Genomic DNA, 21,663 nt, shown 5'->3' with positions numbered 1-21,663 from the left:
CGGCCTTCTCCGATCGGCACCTCACCATGCTGCCAGCGCATGGATAGGACAAAGGTCTTAGCCGAACCGCGAAATTTGCTGCGCTTTCGAGACAATCGCGTACTTTATTGCATCCAGCGCATAGCTGGCGTGTGCTTTTGCCCCTACCGTAACCGACCTATCGCGCCCATTTCTCTGTTCATGAAAGCGACCCGGCAATTCGGTCGGGTCCGAGAGAGGAAATGGCTATGAGCACCCCCCGCAAGTTTTTTGCGACCCTTGGCACGATCGTTGATGTGTTTGGCAGCGCCGCTGCCGCCGCGTCCGCAGTCGAGGGCGGGCGTCAGCCCAAGGCCAAGCACCTTCGGACCCTCGGGATCGACGCCGACGCTTTCCGTTCGATCGGCAAGCTCTAGTCTCCCCTGACGCGGGGCGCTGCCCTCCCTCCGGCGACCCGCGCCGAGCGGCCGACCGACGTGAGAAAGCCCGGATGCCTGAAAGGCATCCGGGCTTTTGTTTTGCCATCGCGAAGAACGTTAGTCTTCGTCGCTTGCCAGCTGACCCAGGACCTGGCCCTTGCCGCGCAGGCGGAAATAGAGCGGGACCAGCACCGCCGCCGCGGCCACGACATAGAGCACGATGGCGATAGGCGAGTGGAAGAGGATTGCCGGATCGCCCTGACTAATGGCGAGGGCACGGCGGAGCTGCTGCTCGGCCATGGGCCCCAGGATCAGGCCAACAACCACCGGGGCGATGGGGTAGCCGAAGCGGCGCAGCAGGTAGCCCAGGATGCCGAAGATCAGAAGCAACACCAGCTCGAACGAATAGCTGATGGGGCCGAGATGGCCGGACATGGCGCCATTGGCGCCCAAAGTGCCGAGCGTGGCGAACACAAGGATGCCGCCATAGAGCCACGGCTTCGGGATGGTCAGCAGCTTCACCCACAGGCCGATGAGCGGGAGATTGAGCACGATCAGCATGAAGTTGGCGACCAGCAGGCTGGCGATCAGCGCCCAGACCAGCGAGGCGTTATTGGTGAACAGCAACGGGCCGGGTTGCAGGCCAAACTGCTGGAAACCAGCCAGCATGATGGCGGCCGTCGCCGTCGTCGGCAGGCCGAGGGTCAGCAGCGGCACGAGCGTGCCAGCGGCGGAAGCGTTGTTGGCCGCTTCAGGACCCGCCACGCCCTCGATGGCGCCCTTGCCGAATTCCTCGGGGGTCTTGGCGAAGGTCTTTTCCGCGCTGTAGCTGAGGAAGCTGGCGACGTCGGCGCCGCCGGCCGGCATGGCGCCGATGGGGAAGCCGATGGCGGTGCCACGCAGCCATGGAATCCAGCTGCGCTTCCAATCATCCTTGGTCATCCAGACCGAGCCTTTGACCGCGAGGACCTCTTCCTTCACCTGGTTGCGATCGGCGGCGATCTTGAGGGTTTCGCCAATGGCGAACAGCGCCACGGCAAGCGTCGTCACCTCGATGCCGTCGAGAAGATCGGGAATGCCGAAGGCCAGGCGTGACTGGCCGGTCTGCAGGTCGATGCCGATAATGCCGAGGCCAAGCCCGATAAACAGGGCGGTGAGGCCGCGCAAAGCGCTGTCACCAAAGGCGGCGGAGACGGTGATGAAGGCCAGCACCATCAGCGCGAAATACTCGGCAGGGCCAAAAGCCAGGGCGAACTTGACCACCCAGGGCGCGACGAAGGCCAGAGCCAGCGTGGCAATAAGGCCGGCGACGAAGGAGCCGATGGCGGCGGTGGCAAGCGCCGGACCGCCCCTGCCCTTGCGCGCCATCTTGTTGCCCTCGAGCGCGGTGACGATGGAGGCGCTTTCGCCCGGCGTATTGAGCAGGATCGACGTGGTCGAGCCCCCATACATGCCACCGTAATAGATGCCGGCGAACATAATGAGCGAACCAGCCGGATCGAGCTTGTAGGTAACGGGCAGCAGCAGCGCCACGGTAAGCGCCGGGCCGATGCCGGGTAGCACGCCGACGGCGGTGCCCAGCGTCACGCCAATGAGAGCATAGATGAGGTTCTGCCATTGCAGCGCTGCAACCAGACCCTGCGCGAGAAGACCGAAGGTATCCATATCAACGGGGTCCGATCAGGGAATGAGGCGTTCGAGCGGACCGGAGGGCAGCGAGAGCTGCAGGCCCTTGGCGAAAATGAACCAGACGACGAAGGCAAAAACGATGCCCAGCGGGATCGTCTGCCACAGCGGTCCGCGGCCGAACCCCTTGGCCGTGAAGGCAAAGAGAATGCCTGTGGCGATCGCGAAGCCGGCTGACGTCAGCAGCAGCAGCTGGGCAACGAGGCCACCCAGGATCCAGAAGATCGGGACGAAATTGTCGTTATCACGCGCGGGAAAGCCGTTGCGCAGCGCCGATACAACCGTGCCGATCGCCAGGAGGATAAGGCCGCCTGCGATAATGTAGGGAAAAACCGTGGGGCCGACGCGAGCCTGAATGGGAGGCACGCGCATCTGGCTGGTCTGCCAGATGATGACGACGGCAATGGCAGCGAGGATGGCCGCTATGACAAGCGCCGCCCCATCGGGGCGGCGCGAGAGATTGGGTTCGCCTGAACTCATTGCACCAGGCCAATGTCTTTCAGGATGGCCGCGGTGGCCTCGGTGTCAGCGGCGAGCTGAGCCGTGAAGGCATCGCCGGCGAGGTAGGTGTTGACCCAACCCTTGGTCTCCAGCGTCGTCTTCCAGGCATCCGAGTTCACCATCTTTTCGATATCGGCATTGATGGCGGCCTTCTGCTCGTCTGATATGCCGGGGGCAGCAGCGACCATGCGCCAGTTCTGCACGGCGGCATCAACGCCAGCTTCCTTGAGGGTCGGGGCATCGACGCCGGGCACGCGCTCAGCGGTCGAGACGGCCAGCAGGCGGAGTTCGCCGGCATCGATCTGAGCGGAGAATTCACTCAGGCCGGAAATGCCGACAGTCACCTGACCGCCGAGCACGGCGGCAAGGGCTTCGCCACCACCCGAATAGGCGATGTAGTTCACCTTGGTCGGATCTGCGCCAACGGCCTTGGCAATGAGACCGGCTGTAATGTGGTCAGCACCACCAGCAGAGCCACCAGCCCAGGCCACTGCGCCAGGATCGGCCTTGAGCTTTGCAACGAGGTCATCAAGCGTCTGAATGTCGGATGCGGCCGGCACGACGATGGCGATGGCTTCGCCGGTGAGACGGGCGATCGGGGTCACCTGATCGAGCGTCACGGGAGAGGCGTTGGTGAGAATGGCGCCAACCATCACATAGCCGCCGACGATCAGGGCGTTGGGGTTGCCGGTCGATTCGTTGACGAACTGGGCGAGGCCGATAGTGCCGCCAGCGCCGGGAACGTTGGTGACCTGCACATTGCCCGAAATGCCATCAGCCTGAAGGGCCTCCTGCATGGAGCGGGCCGTTTGGTCCCAGCCGCCGCCGGGGGCAGCGGGGGCCATGATGGTGTAGTCGGCAGCGAAAGCGGGAACGGCCATAGCGCCAGAAATCAGCGCGGCCAAGAGCAGCTTGTTCATAAGTCCTCCCATGTCATATCCGGAACGTCTTTGCGTTCGTGACGGGGACCATAGTGCCGCTCCCTGTCACCGTCCTGTCACCAGCGATCGGCGCCGTGCAACTTTGGTCGGGCTGGATACTTCGCAACTGAGCTTGCGCCAGCACGTAGGGAATTGCAACGGGCGTTCAGGCGGTACGGCGGGCCTCGGCGCGAGCACCGGGCTTTTGCGCAAACATACTCAACAAGCGGGTGGTGTCGTCGGCTGATGCCGGGCGCGCGAAGAGATAGCCCTGCCCCAGAACGCAGCCAAGCCCAGCCAGCGTGCGCGACTGCTGCTCGGTCTCGATGCCCTCGGCCACCAGCTTCATATCCAGCTTGCGGGCGATATCGATGATGGAGCCGACAATGGCGTCGCTGGCGCCATCGGATTCGAGGCGGTCGACGAAGGACTTGTCGATCTTGATGACGTCGACGGGGAAGCTGAGCAAATGTGTCAGCGAGGCGAAGCCGGTGCCGAAATCATCGAGCGCGACCAATAGGCCACGCTTGCGCAGAGCCCCGACAGCGCGCGGTACCATCTGGTCGCTGCCGCCCATATAAACGGCCTCGTTGACCTCAAGGATGATGTGTTTGAGCGGCACGCCGGCCTTGTCGAAGGCAGCGACGATGCGCGACTCGAGGTCGCCGCGTTGGAAGTCGCCGGTGGTGACATTGACTCCGACGTGCTGGAGATCGATGCCCAGATCGAGCCAGCGACGAATGTCGGCGGCGATCTGCACCAGCATCTGCCCGGTGAGTTGATAGGCTATGCGCGGATCGGCAAGCGCCGCGTGAAACTCGCCGGCTGAGGCAATGCGCCCGTCAGGCATGCGCATGCGCGCCAGTGCTTCGAGGCCAACGATCTCGGCCGTGTCGAGCCGCACGATCGGCTGGTAATGTGGCTCGATGCGGTTCTCGCTCATGGCGAGGTCCACCGACCGTACCATGCTGGCGCGCTCCAGCATCGAGGTCCGCAGGCCCGGAGTGAAGTGATAGTAGCCACCGCGGCGCGTATCCTTGGCGTGGCTGAGAGCGAAATCCGCATTCTGCATCAGTGTCGCGCCATCGGCACCATCGCGGCCGAACAAGGCGCCGCCGATGGTAATGTGGGGATCGATGGTTTGCTCGCCGGCCTGGATGAGTCCCGCGACGGCGCCCAACACGCGGCGCGCAGCAGCGCTGAGCGCCTTGTCGGTCCGGCAATCGGGCACCAGCACGGCGAATTCATCCCCGCCCAGCCGGCAGACCGTGAAGGCCGTGTCGGCCGCAGCGATGCGCTCGGCAACGGCGCGGATGAGCATGTCGCCATAGACCTGGCCCATCGTGTCATTGATGATCTTGAGATGATCGATATCGACGAGCAGCAGGCCGAAGGGCTCGTTCATGCCGATATTGCGGATCAACAGATCGCCAAAATGCCCACGGTTGGGCAGTCCGGTGAGGCCATCAAAATAGGCGAGGCGGTAGTTCCGTTCCCGCGCCGCTTCATGCTCGATGGCGATGGCGCAAAGACGGACGCAGGTCTCGACGATGGCGCGCTCCATCTCACTGGGACCGCGGCCGGTGCGGTAGTAGAAGGCAAAGGTGGCGACGACGCGTCCTTGCTGGTCGCGGATGGGGCTGGACCAACAGGCGCGCAGGCCCAGCGGCTCTGCCAGAACCCGGTAATCGTCCCATAGCGGATCGTTGGCGATATCGGTGACCATGACCGCTTCGTTGCGGAATGCCGCTGTGCCGCAGGAGCCGGCCTGCGGCCCCGCTGCAAGTCCCTCAATGGCGCTCGAATAGGCCAGAGGCAGGCTCGGCGCGGCCAGGGGGTGCAGGTGCCCCTCGCTATCGACGGTCAGCAGGGAGCAAATGGCCTCAGGCGCTAATGCCTCAGCACGCCTGCATAGCAAATCGGCGATAGCGACCAGAGACTCGCCGCACGCCACCGCCTCCAGAACGTCCGTCTGAAGACGCAATAACAAGCCGCTTTCGCCTGCAACCATTTCGACCGCCCTTCCCTTACCCATGAGGATAGCCAGCGCGAATGAAAGCCGGGTTTGGAAGATGGAAGGACTTGCAGGTCAGCCGGTGACCAATTGTTAGGCAAGGTAACGCTGACAGCGGACCTGTGTCTCTCTTGCCGCTTGTCGCAGGACTTTGTGAAGGGGCATAGGCTAGACTCTAGAATTGCAGACTATTTGACGGCATAAGTTTAGCGAATGGATCGGGTAATGAGCAGGCGAGTATCGTGAGAGCCTTTCCTAAAATACTGGTAGCCTGCCTCCTGTCGCAGGCGATTGGCTTGAGCGCGGTGAGCGTGTCGGCCGGCGAGACCGAGCTGGCGATCCTGTCGTCGTATATCGGGGATTGGAAGGGCGAGAGCGCCCTGATCGGTGGTGACCAACCAGAGCCGTTCCGCTGCCGCCTCTCCGTCGCCAAGGGCAATCAAACCAAGGTGACCTATACCGGGCGCTGCAGCCTCGTCAGCGCCAACCTCTCTATCAGCGGCACTATCTCCTTCAACGAGGCGCGCCAGCAATATGAGGCGGCCATGAGCTCCAATGCCGGGTTCACCGGTCTGGCCATTGGCAGATTATCCGGACAGCAAATTGCCTTCGACCTTCGCGAACAGCAGAAGGATCGCTCAGGCAGCGATGTGCGGATCGGTTCGCAGATTCTGCTCGCCGATGGCAGCATTACCGTGAACTTCGAGGTCGAGTTCAATAATTCCGGCGATGTGCTGACAGCGTCCGTGCCATTTACCCAATAGGCAGACTACGAACCTATATTAATGCCGGGGCTAAATCGGCTCACGACCCATAAGGTCGAAATGGGGGAACATGGACTTTTCACCGGCCAATGACGGCGATCGGATCATCGACGCCGTGGATGTGACGTATAGCCTCGATGTGGCGTCGCGGCCCCTTCATATCCTCAAGGGCGTGTCGCTGCGTGTGGCTCCTGCCGAGGTCGTCGCGATCGTGGGCCCTTCGGGTAGTGGCAAGACCTCGTTCCTGATGCTGTTGGCCGGCCTCGAGCGCGCGACGTCGGGCCGAGTGAGCGTTCGCGGGCAAGATTTGTCGCAACTGGGGGAGGATGGCCTCGCGCGTTTCCGTCGGAAATCGCTGGGTATCGTATTCCAGAGCTTCCATCTGATTCCATCACTGACGGCCCTCGACAACGTTGCCCTGGCACTCGAAATCGCCTCTCCCGAACTAACCATGAAGGAGATCAGGGCGGCTGCCGCCGATGCTCTTGCCGCCGTGGGTCTGGGGAAGCGCCTCGATCATCGGCCGACGGCCCTGTCGGGCGGCGAACAGCAGCGCGTGGGCCTCGCCCGCGCCATGGTCACCAATCCACCATTGTTGCTGGCCGACGAGCCAACCGGCAATCTGGACCAGGAGACCGGTGCGATGGTGATGGACCTGATGTTCGACCTGGCGCGCAAGCGTAAGACCGCTGTGGTCATGATCACACACGATCCCGGCCTGGCGTCGCGCGCCGACAGGGTGCTGACCATGATGCAGGGTGAATTGACCGAAGCTGCGGCGGTACTGTGATCCGCGCGGTGTGGGCGACCATTCGTATCGGGCTACTGGATCTGCGCGGCGACATACGCCGCCTTGTGCTGCTGGTGGTCTGCCTCGCATTCGGCACCGCGCTGATCGCGGGCGTGAGCTCGGTGGGGACAAGCGTCGCCACTGCGGTTGAAGCCGGCGCGGCAGAGCTCATGGGCGGCGACCTCGAGCTGTCACGGGCGGACCGGCCAGCGACGCCCGAGGAAATGCAGATCATGTCCGCGTTCGGCGCCGTCGCGGCGGTGGTCGACACCAATCTGCGGGCGCAATCGGTGACCGGCGACGCTTTCGTCGATCTGGCGGCCATTGGTGACACATACCCGCTGCTCGGCGCCGTGCGGAGCGCACAAATGCCGGCCAACGAAGCGCTCGACAGTTTTCTCGGCGAGCGCGAAGGCGTGCCGGGAGCCCTGGTCGACCCCGTGATGCTCGACCAGCTTGGCATCGCCATTGGCGACGAATTTCAGCTTGGCGGAACGACATTTGAAGCCCGCGGCACTCTGGCCAAACTGCCCGACGCACCGGTGCGCGGCTTCCGACTTGGCCTGACGACGCTCATCACGCTGGATGGCTTTGCCACCGTCTCGGACCGCACCTCGCCCTTGCCGGGACTGGGTAGCTGGTTCCGCTACAAGATCCTCCTTGATGGACAGGACGCCGATAGTGCCAGGTCTGCGCTGGAAGCGCGGTTCGCCAGCAGCGGCTGGACAATTCGCTCGGCCCGCGATGGCCTGGGGCCGATGGTGCGGTACTACGATCTGTTCATGCGCTTCCTGGTCATTGTCGGTCTGGGTTCGCTACTGATCGGCGGTGTGAGCGTGTGGGCCGGTATGCAGGCCTACATTGCCGAACGTGCCAACGTTATCGCCATCCTGCGCAGCATGGGCGCCGAATACTGGCGGGTGTTCCTGCACTTCTTCGCCCAGGTCGCTGCGCTGGCCCTTATCGGGGTTGGTGGCGGTGTGTTGGTCGGCGGAGCGGTGGCCTATTTCATCCTGCCGCTTGTCGGAGAGGCCGTCGGCATTGGTCTGAAGCCCGCTCTCCATCTTCAGCCGCTGCTGGTGGCGGCAGGAGCCGGCTTTGCGACCGCATTCGGGTTTGCCTATTTGCCGCTGCAACAGGCGCAGGCCATCCGGCCCGTTCACCTGTTCCGCGCCAAGGGCCTCGCCGCTGCACCGACCGACTGGAGGGTGCTGTTGGCCTCCTGGCAAGTGCTGCCTTTGCTGATCATTCTCGCGGCCTTCCTGCTGCTGGCAGTGGCGATGACGGACGACGTTGTGCTGGTCGCGGCTTTCGCGGTGGCCAGTGCATTGGCGGCTCTGGTCTTTCAGCTTTTCATTGGCGGTGTGCAATGGGCGCTGCGGCACTTGCCGGAGCCACCTGCTCGCGTTATCCGTCACGCCTTGCGGGCCATTGCCAGCACCGGCTCGAATGCCGCCTCGGTCGTGGTAGCGGCTGGCATGGCGTTGACCATGCTTGTCGTCGTGCTGGTCCTGCAAGGCAATCTGCGCCAGGAGTTCCTGGGAGCCTCGTCGTTCGACGTGCCCACCTTTGTGGCCTCCGATCTTTTTCCCGACGAGGTCGATACACTTGGCGCCATGTCGGGCGCCGACCAGGACATTGCCCGGTTTGTCGCTACCCCGATGCTGCGCGGCGCGCTGACCGAGATCAACGGCATGGCGGCAGCCAGCATTCGCACGCGGGGGCCCGAGGCGACATTCCTGCTCTCGGGTGAGGTGCCGCTGACCTTCCGCTCGGAAATGCCGGCATCGTCCAAGCTGGTCGCCGGCGAATGGTGGCCGACCGACTATGCCGGTCCAGGCCTGGTATCGCTGCACCAGAGCCTGCGGTCGGGGCTCGGGGTGGATGTCGGCGATACACTGACCTTTGCCATCTTCGGCGAAACCGTCACCGCCGAGATCGCCAGCTTCCGGGACTATTCGTGGCAAGGCGGCATCGACTTCCTGGCGACATTTTCGCCCGGCGTGCTGGACCCGTTCCCAACCACGCTGTTCGCCGCGGTAACAGCCGCGCCCGGTCAGGACGAGGCGGTGGAACGCGCCCTCGCTTTGGAGTTACCCGACATCCGATTTGTCGCGATCGGCGATACTTTGGAGCAAATCACCGACGCGCTCAGCCAATTGTCGCTCGCGGCCCTGCTTGTCGGCGGGCTGGCCGTCGGCAATGGGCTGCTAGTGCTCATGGGCAGTCTCGCGACAGGCCGACGCCAGCGCGAAGCCGACACGGTCATCTGCAAGGTGCTGGGGGCCACGCGCGGCGAATTGCTGGCAACGGCCTTCGTCCAGTATTTCATCCTGGCCTTGCTAGCCGCCACCCCTGCAGCGATGCTGGGGATGGGCGTGGCGTGGATGGTCGGCCTGGTGATGCTGGACGTGGCCTTCGCCTTCGAGGCCGACATAATGCTGGTAGTGCTGGCCGTCGCCGTGGTGATAACGGCCCTGCTGGGCGCCATGACTATCGTCGGCGCCGCGTCGGCAAGACCAGCGCGATTGCTGCGCGACATGTAGCTCGCGGCAGGCGCAGCGGCGCTTCTGCTTGATGTGACGGAAGGTGTATCCCTGTTCAACCAAGGGAGGCACCGATGCAGTTCAACTTCGTCACCAAAGCCAACGAATACCTGTTTCGTCCGGAAATGGAGGCGCTCTTCCGCGCCAGGCACGTCGTTTACGCCGAGGAGTTGGCGTGGGTTCCGGTTTCAGCAGACCGGCTCGAGATCGACCCGTTCGATACCCCAGACGCGGCATACCTGATCGTCTCCGACGATTCTGGCATCGTAGCAGGCTCTCGCCTTGTGCCGACCCACTTGCCGCACCTGCTCAGCGAACGATTCCCAAATAGCTGCAATCTGTTACCATTGCCCAGAGATCCCTTCGTGGTCGAATGGACACGAGGTTTCGTCGTGCCTAGTCGTCGCGAGGGCGCAGGGCTCGTTCTCAAGGCACAATGTTGCGCAGCGGTGATGGAATATTGCCTCGATCGGAGCTACCCGCAGGTCGGCGGCATTCAGGACGCCAAGTGGCTCGCAATCTGGAAGCGCATGGGCTGGAACGTCAGTGTACACGGCGATCCAATAGACATTGACGGCGAAGCCTGGCTGCCGGCGTACTTCGATGTCAGCCGGCAGGCGCTGATAGGTGCACAAAAGTTCGGGCGCCTGACGGGTCCCGTTCTCGCGCCCTCCAATCAGAGGCCCATGGGATAGGCAGAAACGGGTCTCGCGACCGCTAAACCAATATGGCGATTGGGAAATGGTGCCCGGGACCGGAATCGAACCAGTGACACGCGGATTTTCAATCCGCTGCTCTACCAACTGAGCTACCCGGGCAAGGGGCGGAAGGGTCCGCCCGGCTCAAAGCCATCGGCCTTATAGGGGATGGGTTTTGGGCACGCAAGCAGGAAAAGGGCTTGTGGAAAAGGAGTTTGACGCTGGGGCGCCCGGTTCGTTCGTCGCCGGGCTCGGGAGGCGCGTCAGGGGCCTTGGCAGGCGCTTCCCGTGTGAGCTACTCGCACCTGCGCTTCCCAAGGCTTGGTCCAGCCCCTGCTCGCCGCTTGTGCCGTGTTGAAAGTGGCCCTCGGGTCAAGCCCGAGGGAGCGCGGTGAATGCTAATAGATTGCGCTAGCCCTAGATGTTGTCGTCTTCGTCAGCGCCGGGGATAGAATTGTCGTTGTCGCCGAGGGGCTCGTCGTCGCGGGCGGGGATGACGTAGCCGCCGGTGAGCCAGCGGTTGAGATCGACATCGGCGCAGCGCTTGGAGCAGAAGGGTTTATAGGCCTCGACAGCAGGCTTGCCGCAGATCGGGCACTTTTTGGTTGACGGCATCAGACGCCCGACAGGGTGGACTGGTTGAGCCAGTTGAAATGCACGGGGTAGCCTTCACCGGCCAGCAGCGCTGCGGTTTCGAGCAGGGGCAGGCCGACAACGCCGGAATAGGAGCCTGAAAGCTTGGCGACAAAGGCGCCAGCTATGCCCTGGATGGCGTAACCACCAGCCTTGTCGCGCCATTCGGCGCTGGCGAGGTAAGCTTCCATTTCACGAGTGGACAGCCGTTTGAAGCGAACCCGGGTTTCGACCAGCCGCTGGCGCTTGGCGCCGGAGGGGGTGAGCAGTGTCAACGCGGTAAAGACGCGATGGGCGCGGCCAGACAGCAGGCGGAGGCAATCGGTGGCCTCTTCCATGGTCTCGGCCTTGGGCAGGATGCGACGGCCCACGGCGACAACCGTATCGGCGCCCAGGACCAATGCTCCGTTGCCAAAGCCGGCGGAACGGGCCTTGTGCTGAGCGGTCAGTGCCTTGAGGTCGGCCAGACGGACGGCGAGCTTGCGCGGAAGTTCGCCCTTTTCGGGCGTTTCGTCGACATGCGCCGGCACAAGATGTTCGGGCTCGATGCCGATCTGGTTCAGCAGAGCAAGCCGACGCGGCGAGGCGGAGGCCAGGATCAAATCCGGACGGCTGGCCATAATTATGCGGGACTCCCTGCTGCAAATACGGCCCTTCGCATAGCTCAGGGCGTTCGTCGCTCAAAACGATCCACTGGATCGTTTTGACCACCCTTCGGGCGGTCGCGCCAAACCTACTTAAAGCGGTAGGTGATACGGCCCTTGGTCAGGTCATAGGGCGTCATTTCGCACAGGACCTTGTCGCCAGCCAGCACGCGGATGCGGTTCTTGCGCATGCGGCCAGCGGTGTGGGCGATGATTTCGTGCTCGTTTTCCAACTTGACGCGGAACGTCGCATTGGGGAGCAATTCAGTCACCACGCCCGGAAATTCGAGCACTTCTTCCTTCGCCATACTATCTCCTGATAAGACCCATAGGGGCATAGCTCGCCGGCCACGGGTCGGAAAGTGGCCCTTACCTACTTCAATTCAATGGATTTGTGAACCACCGGAAACCAGTGGTTCCAAGCGTTCGCGCACGCGCTTGCGCAAGCTGTCACGCAGCTCACGATAGGCCGCCAGAACCACGTCGCGATTGCCCTCGACCAGCGAGGGATCAGCCACCTGCCACGATTCGACCGCGCCGGCCTCGAGACCCTTGCGGGCCACGGCTTCGGGGGCGTCGTCGGAGAGGGTGATGACGAGGTCGAAGCGATTGGCGACGAGCTCGTCCAAGATATGGGGCGTATGGACGCTCATATCAATGCCGACCTCCTCCATCACCTCGTAGACGAACTGGTCTGCCTTGCCGCCATTGACGCCGACCGAGCGGGCAATGACACGGCCGGGAAAGGCCTGGCGGGCGAGCGCCGCGGCAATGGGCGAGCGGACGGAGTTCATCGAGCAGACGAAGAGAACCGTGGGCAGCTCGCTCTTGGATTCGTCGATGCGGCTGGCATAGGGCTGTACAGCGCAGATAAGGGTGAACAAGCGCCGCGCAGTGTTGAGATCGATGATCAGTTTGTTGTCGAGGCGGGTGCGCAACAGCTCGGCCGCCTCGTTGTGCATGCCGCGGCGCGCCATGTCGACGGTTTCGATCTGAAACGGCTGGGCCGAGCGGATGGCTTCGTAATAGGCGTCGCGGATGCGGAAATAGTCGCGGATCAGCCGGCGGAACGGGGTCAGCGACAGATAGTGCGCGGCGATGGGCTGGAAGGTCTCGGGGTGGCGCACATCGAGCACGATGGAATTGCCAGTGATCGACATGTGCAGCGCGAACGGGCCCTTGGCGGTGACGCGTGCGGGGCGGAAGCTGTTGTCTTCCAGGAGGTCATAGATGGCGATGCGCCATTCATGCACCTCGTCCGGATTGATCGAGGTGATGGTGTTGGGGTCGAGCGTGACGGTGACCAGTCGATCGGTGGCGGCTGCCCGGATCTCCGTCCCCATCGAAATGCTCACCGGTTGAGCCTGATGGAAATGGAGCGCCCGTGTCCATCGAGGGCTTCGACCTCGGCCAAGGTGACGGCAGCTTCGGCCAATGCGGCGAGCGAGGACGGATCGCAGCCCAGGATCGAGGTGCGTTTCATGAAATCGATGACGCCGAGACCGGATGCATAGCGGGCTGAACGCGCCGTGGGCAGCACATGGTTGGAGCCGCCGACATAGTCACCGATGGCTTCGGGCGTGTGGTGGCCAAGGAAGATCGCGCCGGCATGGCGAATGGCCGGAAGCAGCGACTGGGGATCATCCAGCGCCAACTCCACATGCTCGGAAGCAATGCGGTTGGCGAGGGCAGCCGCTTCGGTCAGCGAGGCCACGGTGATGATGGCGCCGAATTCGTCCCAACCCTGACGAGCGATGGTTTCCTTGGGCAATAGAGCCAGCTGGCGATCGACCTCGGCCGCCACGGCATCGGCCAGACCCTTTTCGGTGGTGGCGAGGATCGATTGGGCGCCGCCGCCATGCTCGGCCTGGGCGATGAGGTCGGCGGCAATCCAGGCCGGGTTGGCCGAACCATCGGCGATGACGAGGACCTCGGAGGGGCCGGCGATCGAGTCGATGCCGACCTGACCGAAGACCTGTCGCTTGGCGGCGGCGACGTAGGCATTGCCGGGGCCCATGATCTTGTCGACACGGCCGATGGTCTCGGTGCCGTAGGCCAGGGCCGCGATGGCCTGGGCCCCACCGATGCGATAGATTTCGGTAACGCCTGATATCTTGGCGGCGAGCAGAATGGTGGCATTGATCTGGCCGCCAGGTGTGGGCACGACCAGGGCGATGCGCCCTGCCCCGGCGAGCTTGGCGGGCACTGCGCCCATCAGGACGGTCGACGGGTACCAGGCAAGACCACCCGGCACGTAAATGCCGACGGAATCGATGGCCGTCCAGCGCGTGCCGAGGGTGACGCCGAGCGCGTCGGTATAGATGTGGTCCGCGGGCTTCTGCTTTTCGTGGTGTGCGCGGATGCGGTCATGCGCCGTCTGCAGCGCAGCACGGACCTCGCCGGTCACGCGGGCGGCGGCGCGATCAATCTCGTCCTCGCTGATCCGAAGATCGGCAGCGCTGAAATTGGTGCGATCGAACTTGTTGGTCAGTTCAACCACGGCAGCATCGCCGCGGGCGCGGACATCGGCAATGATGCCGGCGACGGTGTCGTTGACGTCCTGACTGGATTCGCGCTTGCCCCCGAGCAGGTCCCGGAACCGGTGCTCGAAGTCACTGTCGGCGGTGTCGAGGCGAATGGGCATAGAACGTCCTTGGATAGCTTAGTCGAGCGCGTGAGCGGGCTTGGCGGAGGCGGCCCAGGTGGCGCCGAGATCGGAGAGGCGCGCCTCAAGGCATTCGACGCCAAGGCGCACGGTGCCACCGCCGGCAAAGCTCAGTTCGACGATTCCGGCGGGACCATCGATCGTAGTGAAGGTAATGGCCAGCAGTTCAAGCACGCCATCGGGGGCGCTAGGGTTGAAGCCGTTGGTGACAACCGACTGCACCGCGTCAAAGTGCAGGGCGGCGCGCTTGCGGATGCCCTTGTCGCGGCGCCCCTTGCCCGATTCCCAATCGAAGCGATTCATCAGCAGTGCAAAGCGACGATCGCCGCGCGCATAGCCCATATCGGCGACGCGAACGACGGCGTCCTGCACGTGCGTGGAGATGACTTCGAGGTCCTCGATATCGAGGGCGAGGAGTTTTAGGTCGGTCATGTCTGGTCGGCCCTTGGCGTTGGAAGGACCGTATCTGGTCACCCCAACCTCGATCTACAAGTTTGACGGCGCAGGGGCAATGCGGCGACAGGAAAAAGGGCGAGCTGAAGCGCCGCCTGGGTCGCGGTTTCCTTGTAGAGCGATGGTGGCGAGGCGCTTGCCTCGATGGTTTAGTTAGTATTGAGGCAATTGCCTCGCCACCATGCCGGGTTGTCTAACGGGTCCGGTTCAGGCGCTACCAGTATTGCAGGCGCGGCTGCCGAATTTCCCCCGCACAAGGAGGGCGACCCCTCCTCCTCCGGCTATTCCCACGACCATCACTCGTCATGACTGGGCTCTGACGTGGGCAACGCGGAGGACTATGGCATGGGCGAAGGGGGCGGGGATAAGCGGGAGAGTTTGGAGTGCTCGGCTCCACCCCCTCCCAACCTCCCCCATCAGAGGGGGAGGTGCCGCCCTGCGGGTAGAACGCCATCCCGCTTCAAACACTCGATCGTCACCCTCGGGCTTGACCCGAGGGGGCTGTACTGACCGGACGCTCAGCAAGTGTAGAGCCCTCGGGTCAAGCCCGAGGGTGACGTGCGGTGGGTCTTCGACCGACCTACTCCATCCCGCATGCCTTGCCCGCCCTACCCCTTCACCTGACTCACCCCTCCTCACTCACTTCTCTGGCTCACCCCACTCATCGCCCAGCGCACTTGAAAATAACTGACCGGTCAGTTATTAATATTTCGAGACTGGAGCTTGCCATGATCGAGACAACCAAGAAATTCCGCCGACGGGCCGAGGCGCGGCCGGACGAAGTGCTGGATGCGGCGTTGGCGGTGTTTGTCGAAAAAGGGTTTGCGGCGGCCAAGGTGGACGAAGTGGCAAAGCGCGCTGGCGTGTCCAAAGGCACTGTCTATCTTTATTTTCCGTCCAAGGAAGCGCTGATCGAGGGGATCGTTCGGCGGGCGGTGGCGCCGATTGCTTTGCGCGCGCTTCCGGACCTCGAAAAATTCGAGGGCGACCCGCGCGTTCCGATCACCATGCTGATGAAAGTGCTCACCCAGACCCTGTCGCAGCCGGAAGCTGCGGCGGTGCCCAAGCTGATCCTGCGGGAGGTGATGAGCTTCCCCTCCATCGCCGCGCTGTATCGCAACGAGGTGCTCAACAAGGTGATGCCGGCCCTGATCGAATTGATCCAACGCGGTGTCGCGAGCGGCAAGCTGCGGCCGGTCGATCCGGAGTTGACGGTGCGCTCCATTATCGGGCCGGTGCTGGCGCATGTGGCGCTGGGCGAGCTCTTCGGCATCAAGCCGGCGGGGGAAGGGCTGTCGCTGGACCGGCTGATCGCCAATCACCTCGACATCCTGTTTCACGGGCTCACCCCTAGCGAGGTGCGGACATGAACGAGTTTTTCGCGGGACTGTTCGCGGTGATGATGTCGATCCTCCCCGGTGGCACAGCCGAGCATGTGGGCTATTCCGGCTATCTCGAAGCCGACTACGTCTATGTCGCGCCCGTGAGTGCGGGGCGGATTGCCGATATCGCCGTGACAGAAGGACAAACCATCGCGGCCGGCGACACCCTCTTCGCGCTGGACGATGCCCAGCAGCAGGCCCTGCTGACGGCGGCGCGGGCGCGCGTGGATTCGGCGCGGGCAACGCTCGACAATCTGGTGACGGGCAGTCGCGTACAGGAAATCGACGTGATCCGGGCTTCGCTCAACAAGGCGCAATCGGACCTGGCGCTGGCGCAGTCCAACCTCGCTCGCAGCGAGAAGCTGCTGGCGGCCGGCACCGTGCCGGAGGTGCGGGTGGAGCAGGACAGGGCCGCGCTGGCATCGGCGCAGGCGCAGGTGGACCAACTCACCGCCCAGGTTGATGTGGCCGAGCTGCCGGCGCGTAATGCGCAGCAGGTGGCGGCCGAGGCCAATGTGGCGGCGGCGGAAGCCGATGCGACGCGGGCGGCGCTCGACCTCGATGACCGACTTACACTGGCGCCGGTGGCCGGGACGGTGGACCGGCTGTTCTATTCGGCGGGCGAAATGGCGGCGGCGGGGACGCCGGTGGTCTCGATCCTGCCGGCAGGGGCGCTCAAGGCGCGGTTCTTCGTGCCGGAGGCCGACCGGGCGGCGCTGGCGATGGGCGATGTGGTGCAGGTGGGTTGCGATGGATGCAGCCCGATGAGCGCCAAGGTGACGTGGCTCGCCAGCGAGCCGCAGACAACACCGCCAGTGATATATTCGCGCGAGGAACGCGGGCGGCTGGTCTACATGATCGAGGCCGAGCTCGATGCGCCTGGCACGCTGCGGCCGGGGCAGCCGGTGACGGTGTCGCGGTGAACGGAAATGCGGTCATCGATGTGCGCGGACTGACCAAGAGGTTTGGCGACAAGCTGGTGGTGGACCATTTTGACATCAAGGTGCCGCGCGGCGCGATCTATGGCTTCCTCGGGCCCAACGGCTCGGGCAAGACAACGACGATCCGCATGCTGTGCGGGCTGCTGTTGCCGGACGCGGGGGAAGGCACCTGCCTGGGGTTCGATGTGCGGAAGGATGCCGCCGCGATCAAGATGCAGGTTGGCTACATGACGCAGAAGTTCAGCCTCTACGAGGACCTCAGCATCCGCGAAAACCTCGATTTCGTGGCGCGCATGTATGGCGTGCGGGATCGCAAAAACCGGGTCACGGCGGCGCTTGCTGACCTGGGACTGGCGGACCGCGCCGGCCAATTGGCAGGAACCCTGTCGGGCGGCTGGAAGCAGCGGCTGGCACTGGCGGCATGCCTGATCCACGATCCGCAATTGCTGCTGCTCGACGAGCCCACGGCCGGCGTCGACCCCAAGGCGCGGCGCGATTTCTGGGACGAAATCCGGCGGCTGAGCAAGGCCGGCGTCACGGTGCTGGTGTCCACCCACTACATGGACGAGGCGGTGCAGTGCGATTTCATCACTTACATCGCCTATGGCAAGAAGCTGATCGACGGGCCTTCGGCGGACATACCCAAAATGGTGGGACTGACGACCTGGCGGGTCGAGGGACCGGACCTGGCGGCGCTCGAGGCCGCGTTGGCGGGCCAGCCCGGCGTGGTGCAGATCGCCCGGTTCGGCTCGACACTGCATGTATCGGGCACCGATGCCGCGGCGTTGGAAGCGACGGTGCGGACCTTCGAGGCCAGGGGCCAGCATCGCTGGAGCCTGCAGCCGGCGGGGCTGGAAGAGGCCTTCATCTACCTGATGGCGAGGGCGCGGGACAATTTCGCGCGAGACGCGGCATGAGCCTGTTCTCGTTTTCCCGTTTCGGGGCGGTGCTGCTCAAGGAATTCATCCAGATGCGGCGTGATCGCGTCACCTTTGCCATGATGATCGGCTTGCCGATCGTGCAGCTCATGCTGTTCGGCTTCGCCATCAATGCCGATCCCCGGAACCTGCCGACGCTGGTGGAGCTCAATGATGATGGTCCCCTCGTCCGCTCGGTGCTGGCAGGCATGGAGACCTCGGGCTATTTCGATTTTCGCGGCGTAGTGCACGGGCCAGATGAGGGCGAGGACGCGCTGCGGCGCGGGGTGGCCAATTTCGTCGTGGTCATTCCCGATGATTTCGAGCGCGACGTTGTGCGGGGCCTCAGGCCGAACATTCTGGTGGCAGCCGATGCGGCAGATCCATCGGCGGTGGGCGGCGCGTCGGCGGCGCTGAGCGGGATCGTCTCGGGCGCCATGGCGCAGACGCTGACCGGGCCGCTGGCTGACATAGCCGGGTCCCCTGCCCCGTTCGGAGTCATCGTGCATCGCGAATACAATCCCGAGGGCAAGACCTCGACCAATATCGTGCCGGGGCTGCTGGCCATCATCCTCAGCATGACCATGGTGATGATCACCGCCGTGGCGATCGTGAAGGAGCGCGAACGCGGGACGATGGAGATGCTGATCTCGACACCGGTCAGACCGTTCGAGGTGATGCTGGGCAAAATCCTGCCCTATGTGCTGGTGGGCTATGTGCAGACGGCGGTGTTCCTGGTCGCCGCCTTTGCGGTGTTCGGCGTGCCGTTCGAGGGCACGTTCACGGCCTTCTTCATCGGCTTCAACCTGTTCATCCTCGGCAATCTGGCGCTGGGTTTTTTGATCTCGACGCTGGCGCGCAATCAGATGCAGGCGATGCAACTCAGCTTCTTCACCATCCTGCCGTCGATCCTGCTGTCGGGCTTCATGTTCCCGTTCGCGGGCATGCCGGGATGGGCGCAGGGTATCGGCACCGCGGTGCCGGCAACGCATTTCATCCGGCTGGTGCGCATGGTGATGCTGAAGGGTGCGGATAGCGGCGACTTGGGCGGCGAGTTCGCAGCCTTGGCGGTGATCGTCTGCGTGATCTCGATGGTGGCTATGCTGCGGTATCGGCAGACGCTGGATTAGCCAGCTTCGCGTGTTTGGCCCCACCCGCTCCCAGCCTCCCCCATCATGGGGGAGGTACAGCGCGGTGGAGTGAACTAGATCGTGCCGAACACTCAATCGGCACCTCCCCCTTTGATGAGGGAGGCTGGGAGGGGATGACCTCCGGCTGCGGGACTAGCCCGCCAGACGTTCGATCTCGGCGCCGCAGCGGGAGAGCTTGCCTTCGAGACCTTCGAAGCCGCGATCGAGGTGGTAGATGCGGTTGACGATGGTTTCGCCCTTGGCGGCGAGGCCGGCGATGACCAGCGATACCGAGGCGCGCAGATCGGTGGCCATGACCTGGGCGCCCTTGAGCTGGCCCTTGCCGTGAACGGTGGCCAGCTGGCCATCGACCGTGATGTCGGCGCCGAAGCGGGCGAGTTCGGCCACATGCATGTAACGGTTCTCGAAGATGGTCTCGCGAATATGGCTGGTGCCTGACGACATGGTCATCAGCGCCATGAATTGGGCTTGCAAATCGGTGGGGAAGCCCGGGAATGGGTCGGTTTCGACATCGACCGGCTGGATACCGTTGCCGTTGCGGTAGACACGCAGGCCTTCGGGCTCGACGGTGAGTTCGACGCCGGTGCGGGCCAGGATATCGAGCGCAGCCTGCAGATGTTCGGGACGCGCGCCCTTGAGCAGGACATTGCCGCCGGTCATGGCGGTCGCCATGGCGAAGGTGCCGGTTTCGATGCGATCTGGGATCACGTCGACGGTGGCGCCGTGCAGCTTTTCGACACCCTCGATGGTGATGGTGCGCGTGCCGATGCCCGTGATCTTGGCACCCATGGCGACGAGGCACTCGGCGACATTGGTGATCTCGGGTTCCTGGGCGGCATTCTCGAGGATCGTCGTGCCGCGGGCCAGCGAGGCCGCCATCAGCAGTGTATGGGTAGCGCCAACCGAGACCTTCGGGAAGGTAATGTGGGCGCCGACCAGGCCGCCCTTGGGCGCCTTGGCGACGACATAGCCGTCATCGATATCGATGCTGGCGCCGAGTTCCTTGAGCCCATAGAGGAAGAGATCGACCGGGCGCGTGCCGATGGCGCAACCGCCCGGCAGCGAAACGCGAGCTTCGTGGCAGCGGGCCAGTAGTGGCCCGATGACCCAGAAGCTGGCGCGCATCTTGGAGACGAGGTCGTAAGGCGCGGTGGTGTCGACGATGTCGGCGGCATGGAAGGTCATGCGCTGGCCCACGCCCTCTTCCTCGCCACGACGGCGGCCATGCACGGCGATGTCGACGCCGTGGTTTTCGAGGATGCGCTCGAGCTGCTTGACGTCGGCGAGCCGCGGCACGTTCTGCAATACCAGCGGCTCATCGGTGAGCAGCGAGGCGATCATCAGCGGCAGGGCGGCATTCTTGGCGCCCGAAATCGGGATTTCGCCGTTGAGTTCATTGCCACCGATCAAACGGATACGGTCCATTAGTCTTGTCCTATATGGCGACCCCCAAGGGGTCTTCTACCTGGGAATGGAGGTAGGCCAAGTCCTAGTTGCCACGTAAGCCAGACTCGCCGCACTCAGCGCTGGTGTGCTCTAGCACACCGGGAAGGATAGTCGCCCGAAAATGGTTTACGGTTTCTTGACCGTGACCGTTTCGGGAGCCGGTTGGGGATCGGGGGCCTGACGCTCCGAATCGGCGCGTGCCTTGGCCTGTCCCTTACGACGCTTGAGGTTCTCGCGGAGCTTTGCGGCTAATCTTTGCTCACGCTGGGCAGCTTGTTCGGTTTTGCTCATGGTGCGCGCGGAATCGGATGAACCTTCAGCAACAATAGATATTCAGCCGAGGCTGGCCTGCAAATGACGATTTCTTGCGCTTCCGGTGCTCACGTACCAACATACGCTCCGCTCCGGTTCTCAGAAATCGGCATTTTCGGCTCAGCCTGCGCGGAATCTCTGTTGTTCCTGAGCCGGTGATAGGCGTTTTTTAGCCTTGCGTCGAGCCAGACCCTATGGCAAAGGAGCCCCCGTCGCGCCGGGCAACCATGCCGCGCAAAGACAAGCTGCCGTAGCTCAGTGGTAGAGCACCCCCTTGGTAAGGGGGAGGCCGACAGTTCAATCCTGTCCGGCAGCACCAGTTTCCTCCGATATAGATATGATGTGAAGCGGCCGCCTGCGCTTGCGTTGGCATGAACTGTGCCAGAACCGAAGTTCGGGCAGCTGTCACATGATCTGTCGGATTTCGATCTGGCCTTCCCAGCCGGGCCAATGCTGCTTGTGGAGCTCGATGAAGCGCCGGGACCACATCAGTGCCTCTTCCTTGGTTGGCACATCATAGACGGCATAGCCGCCCACCAGTTCCTTGGCCTCGGCGAAAGGGCCGTCGGTGAGGATGACCTCGCCCTTGCGGAGGGTGAAGATCGCGCCCTGCGCGATGGGCATCAGCCCGCCCTGCTCGACAAGGACGCCCGCGGCATTGGCGTCGCGGGCGAGTTCGGCAATGCCTTCGAACAGTGCGGGTGGCGGATAGCTGCCCTGGGAGGAAGCAGCAGAGGTAATCATGGTCATGAATTTCATCGTCGTCTCCGTGAAGGCAATCAGGATTAGCGCCTGACCTCTG

Annotated in this window: 20 protein-coding genes, 2 tRNA genes and 2 pseudogenes; 10 read left to right on the top strand and 14 right to left on the bottom strand. The window is 63.6% G+C overall.

Annotated elements, in window-relative coordinates:
* The first annotated feature begins 227 nt into the window (after positions 1-227).
* The gene (locus MF606_RS03650; RefSeq protein ID WP_240232298.1) at positions 228-395 is read left to right on the top strand and encodes a hypothetical protein; all 168 of its coding nucleotides are present in this window, start codon (positions 228-230) and stop codon (positions 393-395) included.
* A 120-nt stretch (positions 396-515) separates the two neighbouring features.
* Here the strand turns inward: MF606_RS03650 and MF606_RS03645 are convergent, their stop codons facing one another.
* The 4 genes from MF606_RS03645 to MF606_RS03630 all read right to left on the bottom strand — a co-directional run bounded on the left by MF606_RS03645 (position 516) and on the right by MF606_RS03630 (position 5,495).
* Positions 516-2,063, bottom strand: coding sequence for a tripartite tricarboxylate transporter permease (locus tag MF606_RS03645; RefSeq protein WP_240232297.1), 1,548 nt, complete (start codon positions 2,061-2,063; stop codon positions 516-518).
* Positions 2,064-2,078: 15 nt separating this feature from the next.
* On the bottom strand, positions 2,079-2,564 hold the full coding sequence (locus tag MF606_RS03640; protein WP_240232296.1) for a tripartite tricarboxylate transporter TctB family protein: 486 nt from the start codon (positions 2,562-2,564) through the stop codon (positions 2,079-2,081).
* Complete coding sequence (locus MF606_RS03635; RefSeq protein WP_240232295.1) at positions 2,561-3,505, bottom strand: Bug family tripartite tricarboxylate transporter substrate binding protein; 945 nt, start codon at positions 3,503-3,505, stop codon at positions 2,561-2,563. Before MF606_RS03635 ends, MF606_RS03640 begins: the two co-directional genes overlap by 4 nt.
* Before the next feature lie 166 nt (positions 3,506-3,671).
* On the bottom strand, positions 3,672-5,495 hold the full coding sequence (locus MF606_RS03630) for a putative bifunctional diguanylate cyclase/phosphodiesterase (RefSeq protein ID WP_240232294.1): 1,824 nt from the start codon (positions 5,493-5,495) through the stop codon (positions 3,672-3,674).
* A 320-nt stretch (positions 5,496-5,815) separates the two neighbouring features.
* On the opposite strand from MF606_RS03630, the gene MF606_RS03625 reads away from it, so the two are divergent.
* The 4 genes from MF606_RS03625 to MF606_RS03610 all read left to right on the top strand — a co-directional run bounded on the left by MF606_RS03625 (position 5,816) and on the right by MF606_RS03610 (position 10,314).
* Entirely contained in the window at positions 5,816-6,283 is a 468-nt protein-coding gene (locus MF606_RS03625; RefSeq protein WP_240232293.1) for a hypothetical protein, read from the top strand.
* 70 nt (positions 6,284-6,353) lie between these two features.
* Complete coding sequence (locus MF606_RS03620; RefSeq protein ID WP_240232292.1) at positions 6,354-7,073, top strand: ABC transporter ATP-binding protein; 720 nt, start codon at positions 6,354-6,356, stop codon at positions 7,071-7,073.
* Positions 7,070-9,619, top strand: coding sequence for an ABC transporter permease (locus MF606_RS03615; protein ID WP_240232291.1), 2,550 nt, complete (start codon positions 7,070-7,072; stop codon positions 9,617-9,619). Before MF606_RS03620 ends, MF606_RS03615 begins: the two co-directional genes overlap by 4 nt.
* Before the next feature lie 74 nt (positions 9,620-9,693).
* Complete coding sequence (locus tag MF606_RS03610) at positions 9,694-10,314, top strand: acyl-homoserine-lactone synthase (protein ID WP_240232290.1); 621 nt, start codon at positions 9,694-9,696, stop codon at positions 10,312-10,314.
* A gap of 47 nt (positions 10,315-10,361) precedes the next feature.
* On the opposite strand, the gene MF606_RS03605 is transcribed toward MF606_RS03610, so the two are convergent.
* The 8 genes and pseudogenes from MF606_RS03605 to MF606_RS03570 form a co-directional block, all read right to left on the bottom strand.
* Positions 10,362-10,437, bottom strand: a tRNA-Phe gene (locus tag MF606_RS03605).
* 297 nt (positions 10,438-10,734) lie between these two features.
* Positions 10,735-10,932, bottom strand: a complete 198-nt coding sequence (gene yacG / locus MF606_RS03600; protein WP_240232289.1) for a DNA gyrase inhibitor YacG — start codon at positions 10,930-10,932, stop codon at positions 10,735-10,737.
* The gene (locus tag MF606_RS03595; RefSeq protein WP_240232288.1) at positions 10,932-11,570 is read right to left on the bottom strand and encodes a Maf family nucleotide pyrophosphatase; all 639 of its coding nucleotides are present in this window, start codon (positions 11,568-11,570) and stop codon (positions 10,932-10,934) included. The genes yacG and MF606_RS03595 overlap by 1 nt, the downstream gene beginning before the upstream one ends.
* 113 nt (positions 11,571-11,683) lie before the next feature.
* On the bottom strand, positions 11,684-11,902 hold the full coding sequence (gene infA, locus MF606_RS03590; protein ID WP_035082742.1) for a translation initiation factor IF-1: 219 nt from the start codon (positions 11,900-11,902) through the stop codon (positions 11,684-11,686).
* A 75-nt stretch (positions 11,903-11,977) separates the two neighbouring features.
* Positions 11,978-12,394 (bottom strand): annotated as a pseudogene (locus tag MF606_RS03585) (arsenate reductase/protein-tyrosine-phosphatase family protein); the annotation flags it as partial.
* 69 nt (positions 12,395-12,463) lie between these two features.
* Positions 12,464-12,937 (bottom strand): annotated as a pseudogene (locus tag MF606_RS03580) (UPF0262 family protein); the annotation flags it as partial.
* A gap of 8 nt (positions 12,938-12,945) precedes the next feature.
* Positions 12,946-14,238, bottom strand: a complete 1,293-nt coding sequence (gene hisD / locus MF606_RS03575; RefSeq protein ID WP_240232287.1) for a histidinol dehydrogenase — start codon at positions 14,236-14,238, stop codon at positions 12,946-12,948.
* 18 nt (positions 14,239-14,256) lie between these two features.
* A complete protein-coding gene (locus MF606_RS03570) occupies positions 14,257-14,691 on the bottom strand; it encodes a DUF2948 family protein (protein WP_240232286.1) in 435 nt (144 codons plus the stop codon).
* A gap of 749 nt (positions 14,692-15,440) precedes the next feature.
* Here MF606_RS03570 and MF606_RS03565 point away from each other — a divergent pair.
* From MF606_RS03565 to MF606_RS03550, 4 genes are read left to right on the top strand one after another with little or no spacing between them, the layout of a single operon-like run.
* Positions 15,441-16,082 carry a TetR/AcrR family transcriptional regulator gene (locus MF606_RS03565; RefSeq protein ID WP_240232285.1) on the top strand — a complete coding sequence of 214 codons (642 nt, stop codon included), beginning with the start codon at positions 15,441-15,443 and terminating at the stop codon, positions 16,080-16,082.
* Positions 16,079-17,017 (top strand): HlyD family secretion protein, encoded by a 939-nt coding sequence (locus MF606_RS03560; protein ID WP_240232284.1) that lies wholly within the window; start codon positions 16,079-16,081, stop codon positions 17,015-17,017. Before MF606_RS03565 ends, MF606_RS03560 begins: the two co-directional genes overlap by 4 nt.
* On the top strand, positions 17,014-17,952 hold the full coding sequence (locus MF606_RS03555) for an ABC transporter ATP-binding protein (RefSeq protein ID WP_240232283.1): 939 nt from the start codon (positions 17,014-17,016) through the stop codon (positions 17,950-17,952). Before MF606_RS03560 ends, MF606_RS03555 begins: the two co-directional genes overlap by 4 nt.
* Entirely contained in the window at positions 17,949-19,082 is a 1,134-nt protein-coding gene (locus MF606_RS03550) for an ABC transporter permease (protein WP_240232282.1), read from the top strand. The genes MF606_RS03555 and MF606_RS03550 overlap by 4 nt, the downstream gene beginning before the upstream one ends.
* A 153-nt stretch (positions 19,083-19,235) precedes the next feature.
* Here MF606_RS03550 and murA read toward each other — a convergent pair whose 3' ends face one another.
* A complete protein-coding gene (gene murA, locus MF606_RS03545; RefSeq protein ID WP_240232281.1) occupies positions 19,236-20,528 on the bottom strand; it encodes a UDP-N-acetylglucosamine 1-carboxyvinyltransferase in 1,293 nt (430 codons plus the stop codon).
* Between the two features lie 577 nt (positions 20,529-21,105).
* Here murA and MF606_RS03540 point away from each other — a divergent pair.
* Positions 21,106-21,180 (top strand) — tRNA-Thr (locus MF606_RS03540).
* A gap of 86 nt (positions 21,181-21,266) precedes the next feature.
* On the opposite strand, the gene MF606_RS03535 is transcribed toward MF606_RS03540, so the two are convergent.
* Positions 21,267-21,620 carry a YciI family protein gene (locus MF606_RS03535; protein ID WP_240232280.1) on the bottom strand — a complete coding sequence of 118 codons (354 nt, stop codon included), beginning with the start codon at positions 21,618-21,620 and terminating at the stop codon, positions 21,267-21,269.
* Between the last annotated feature and the right edge of the window lie 43 nt (positions 21,621-21,663).

The sequence above is a fragment of the Devosia lacusdianchii genome (genome assembly GCF_022429625.1).
GTDB classification, from domain to species: domain Bacteria; phylum Pseudomonadota; class Alphaproteobacteria; order Rhizobiales; family Devosiaceae; genus Devosia; species Devosia lacusdianchii.
This window is presented reverse-complemented; position numbering and strand designations above follow the sequence as displayed.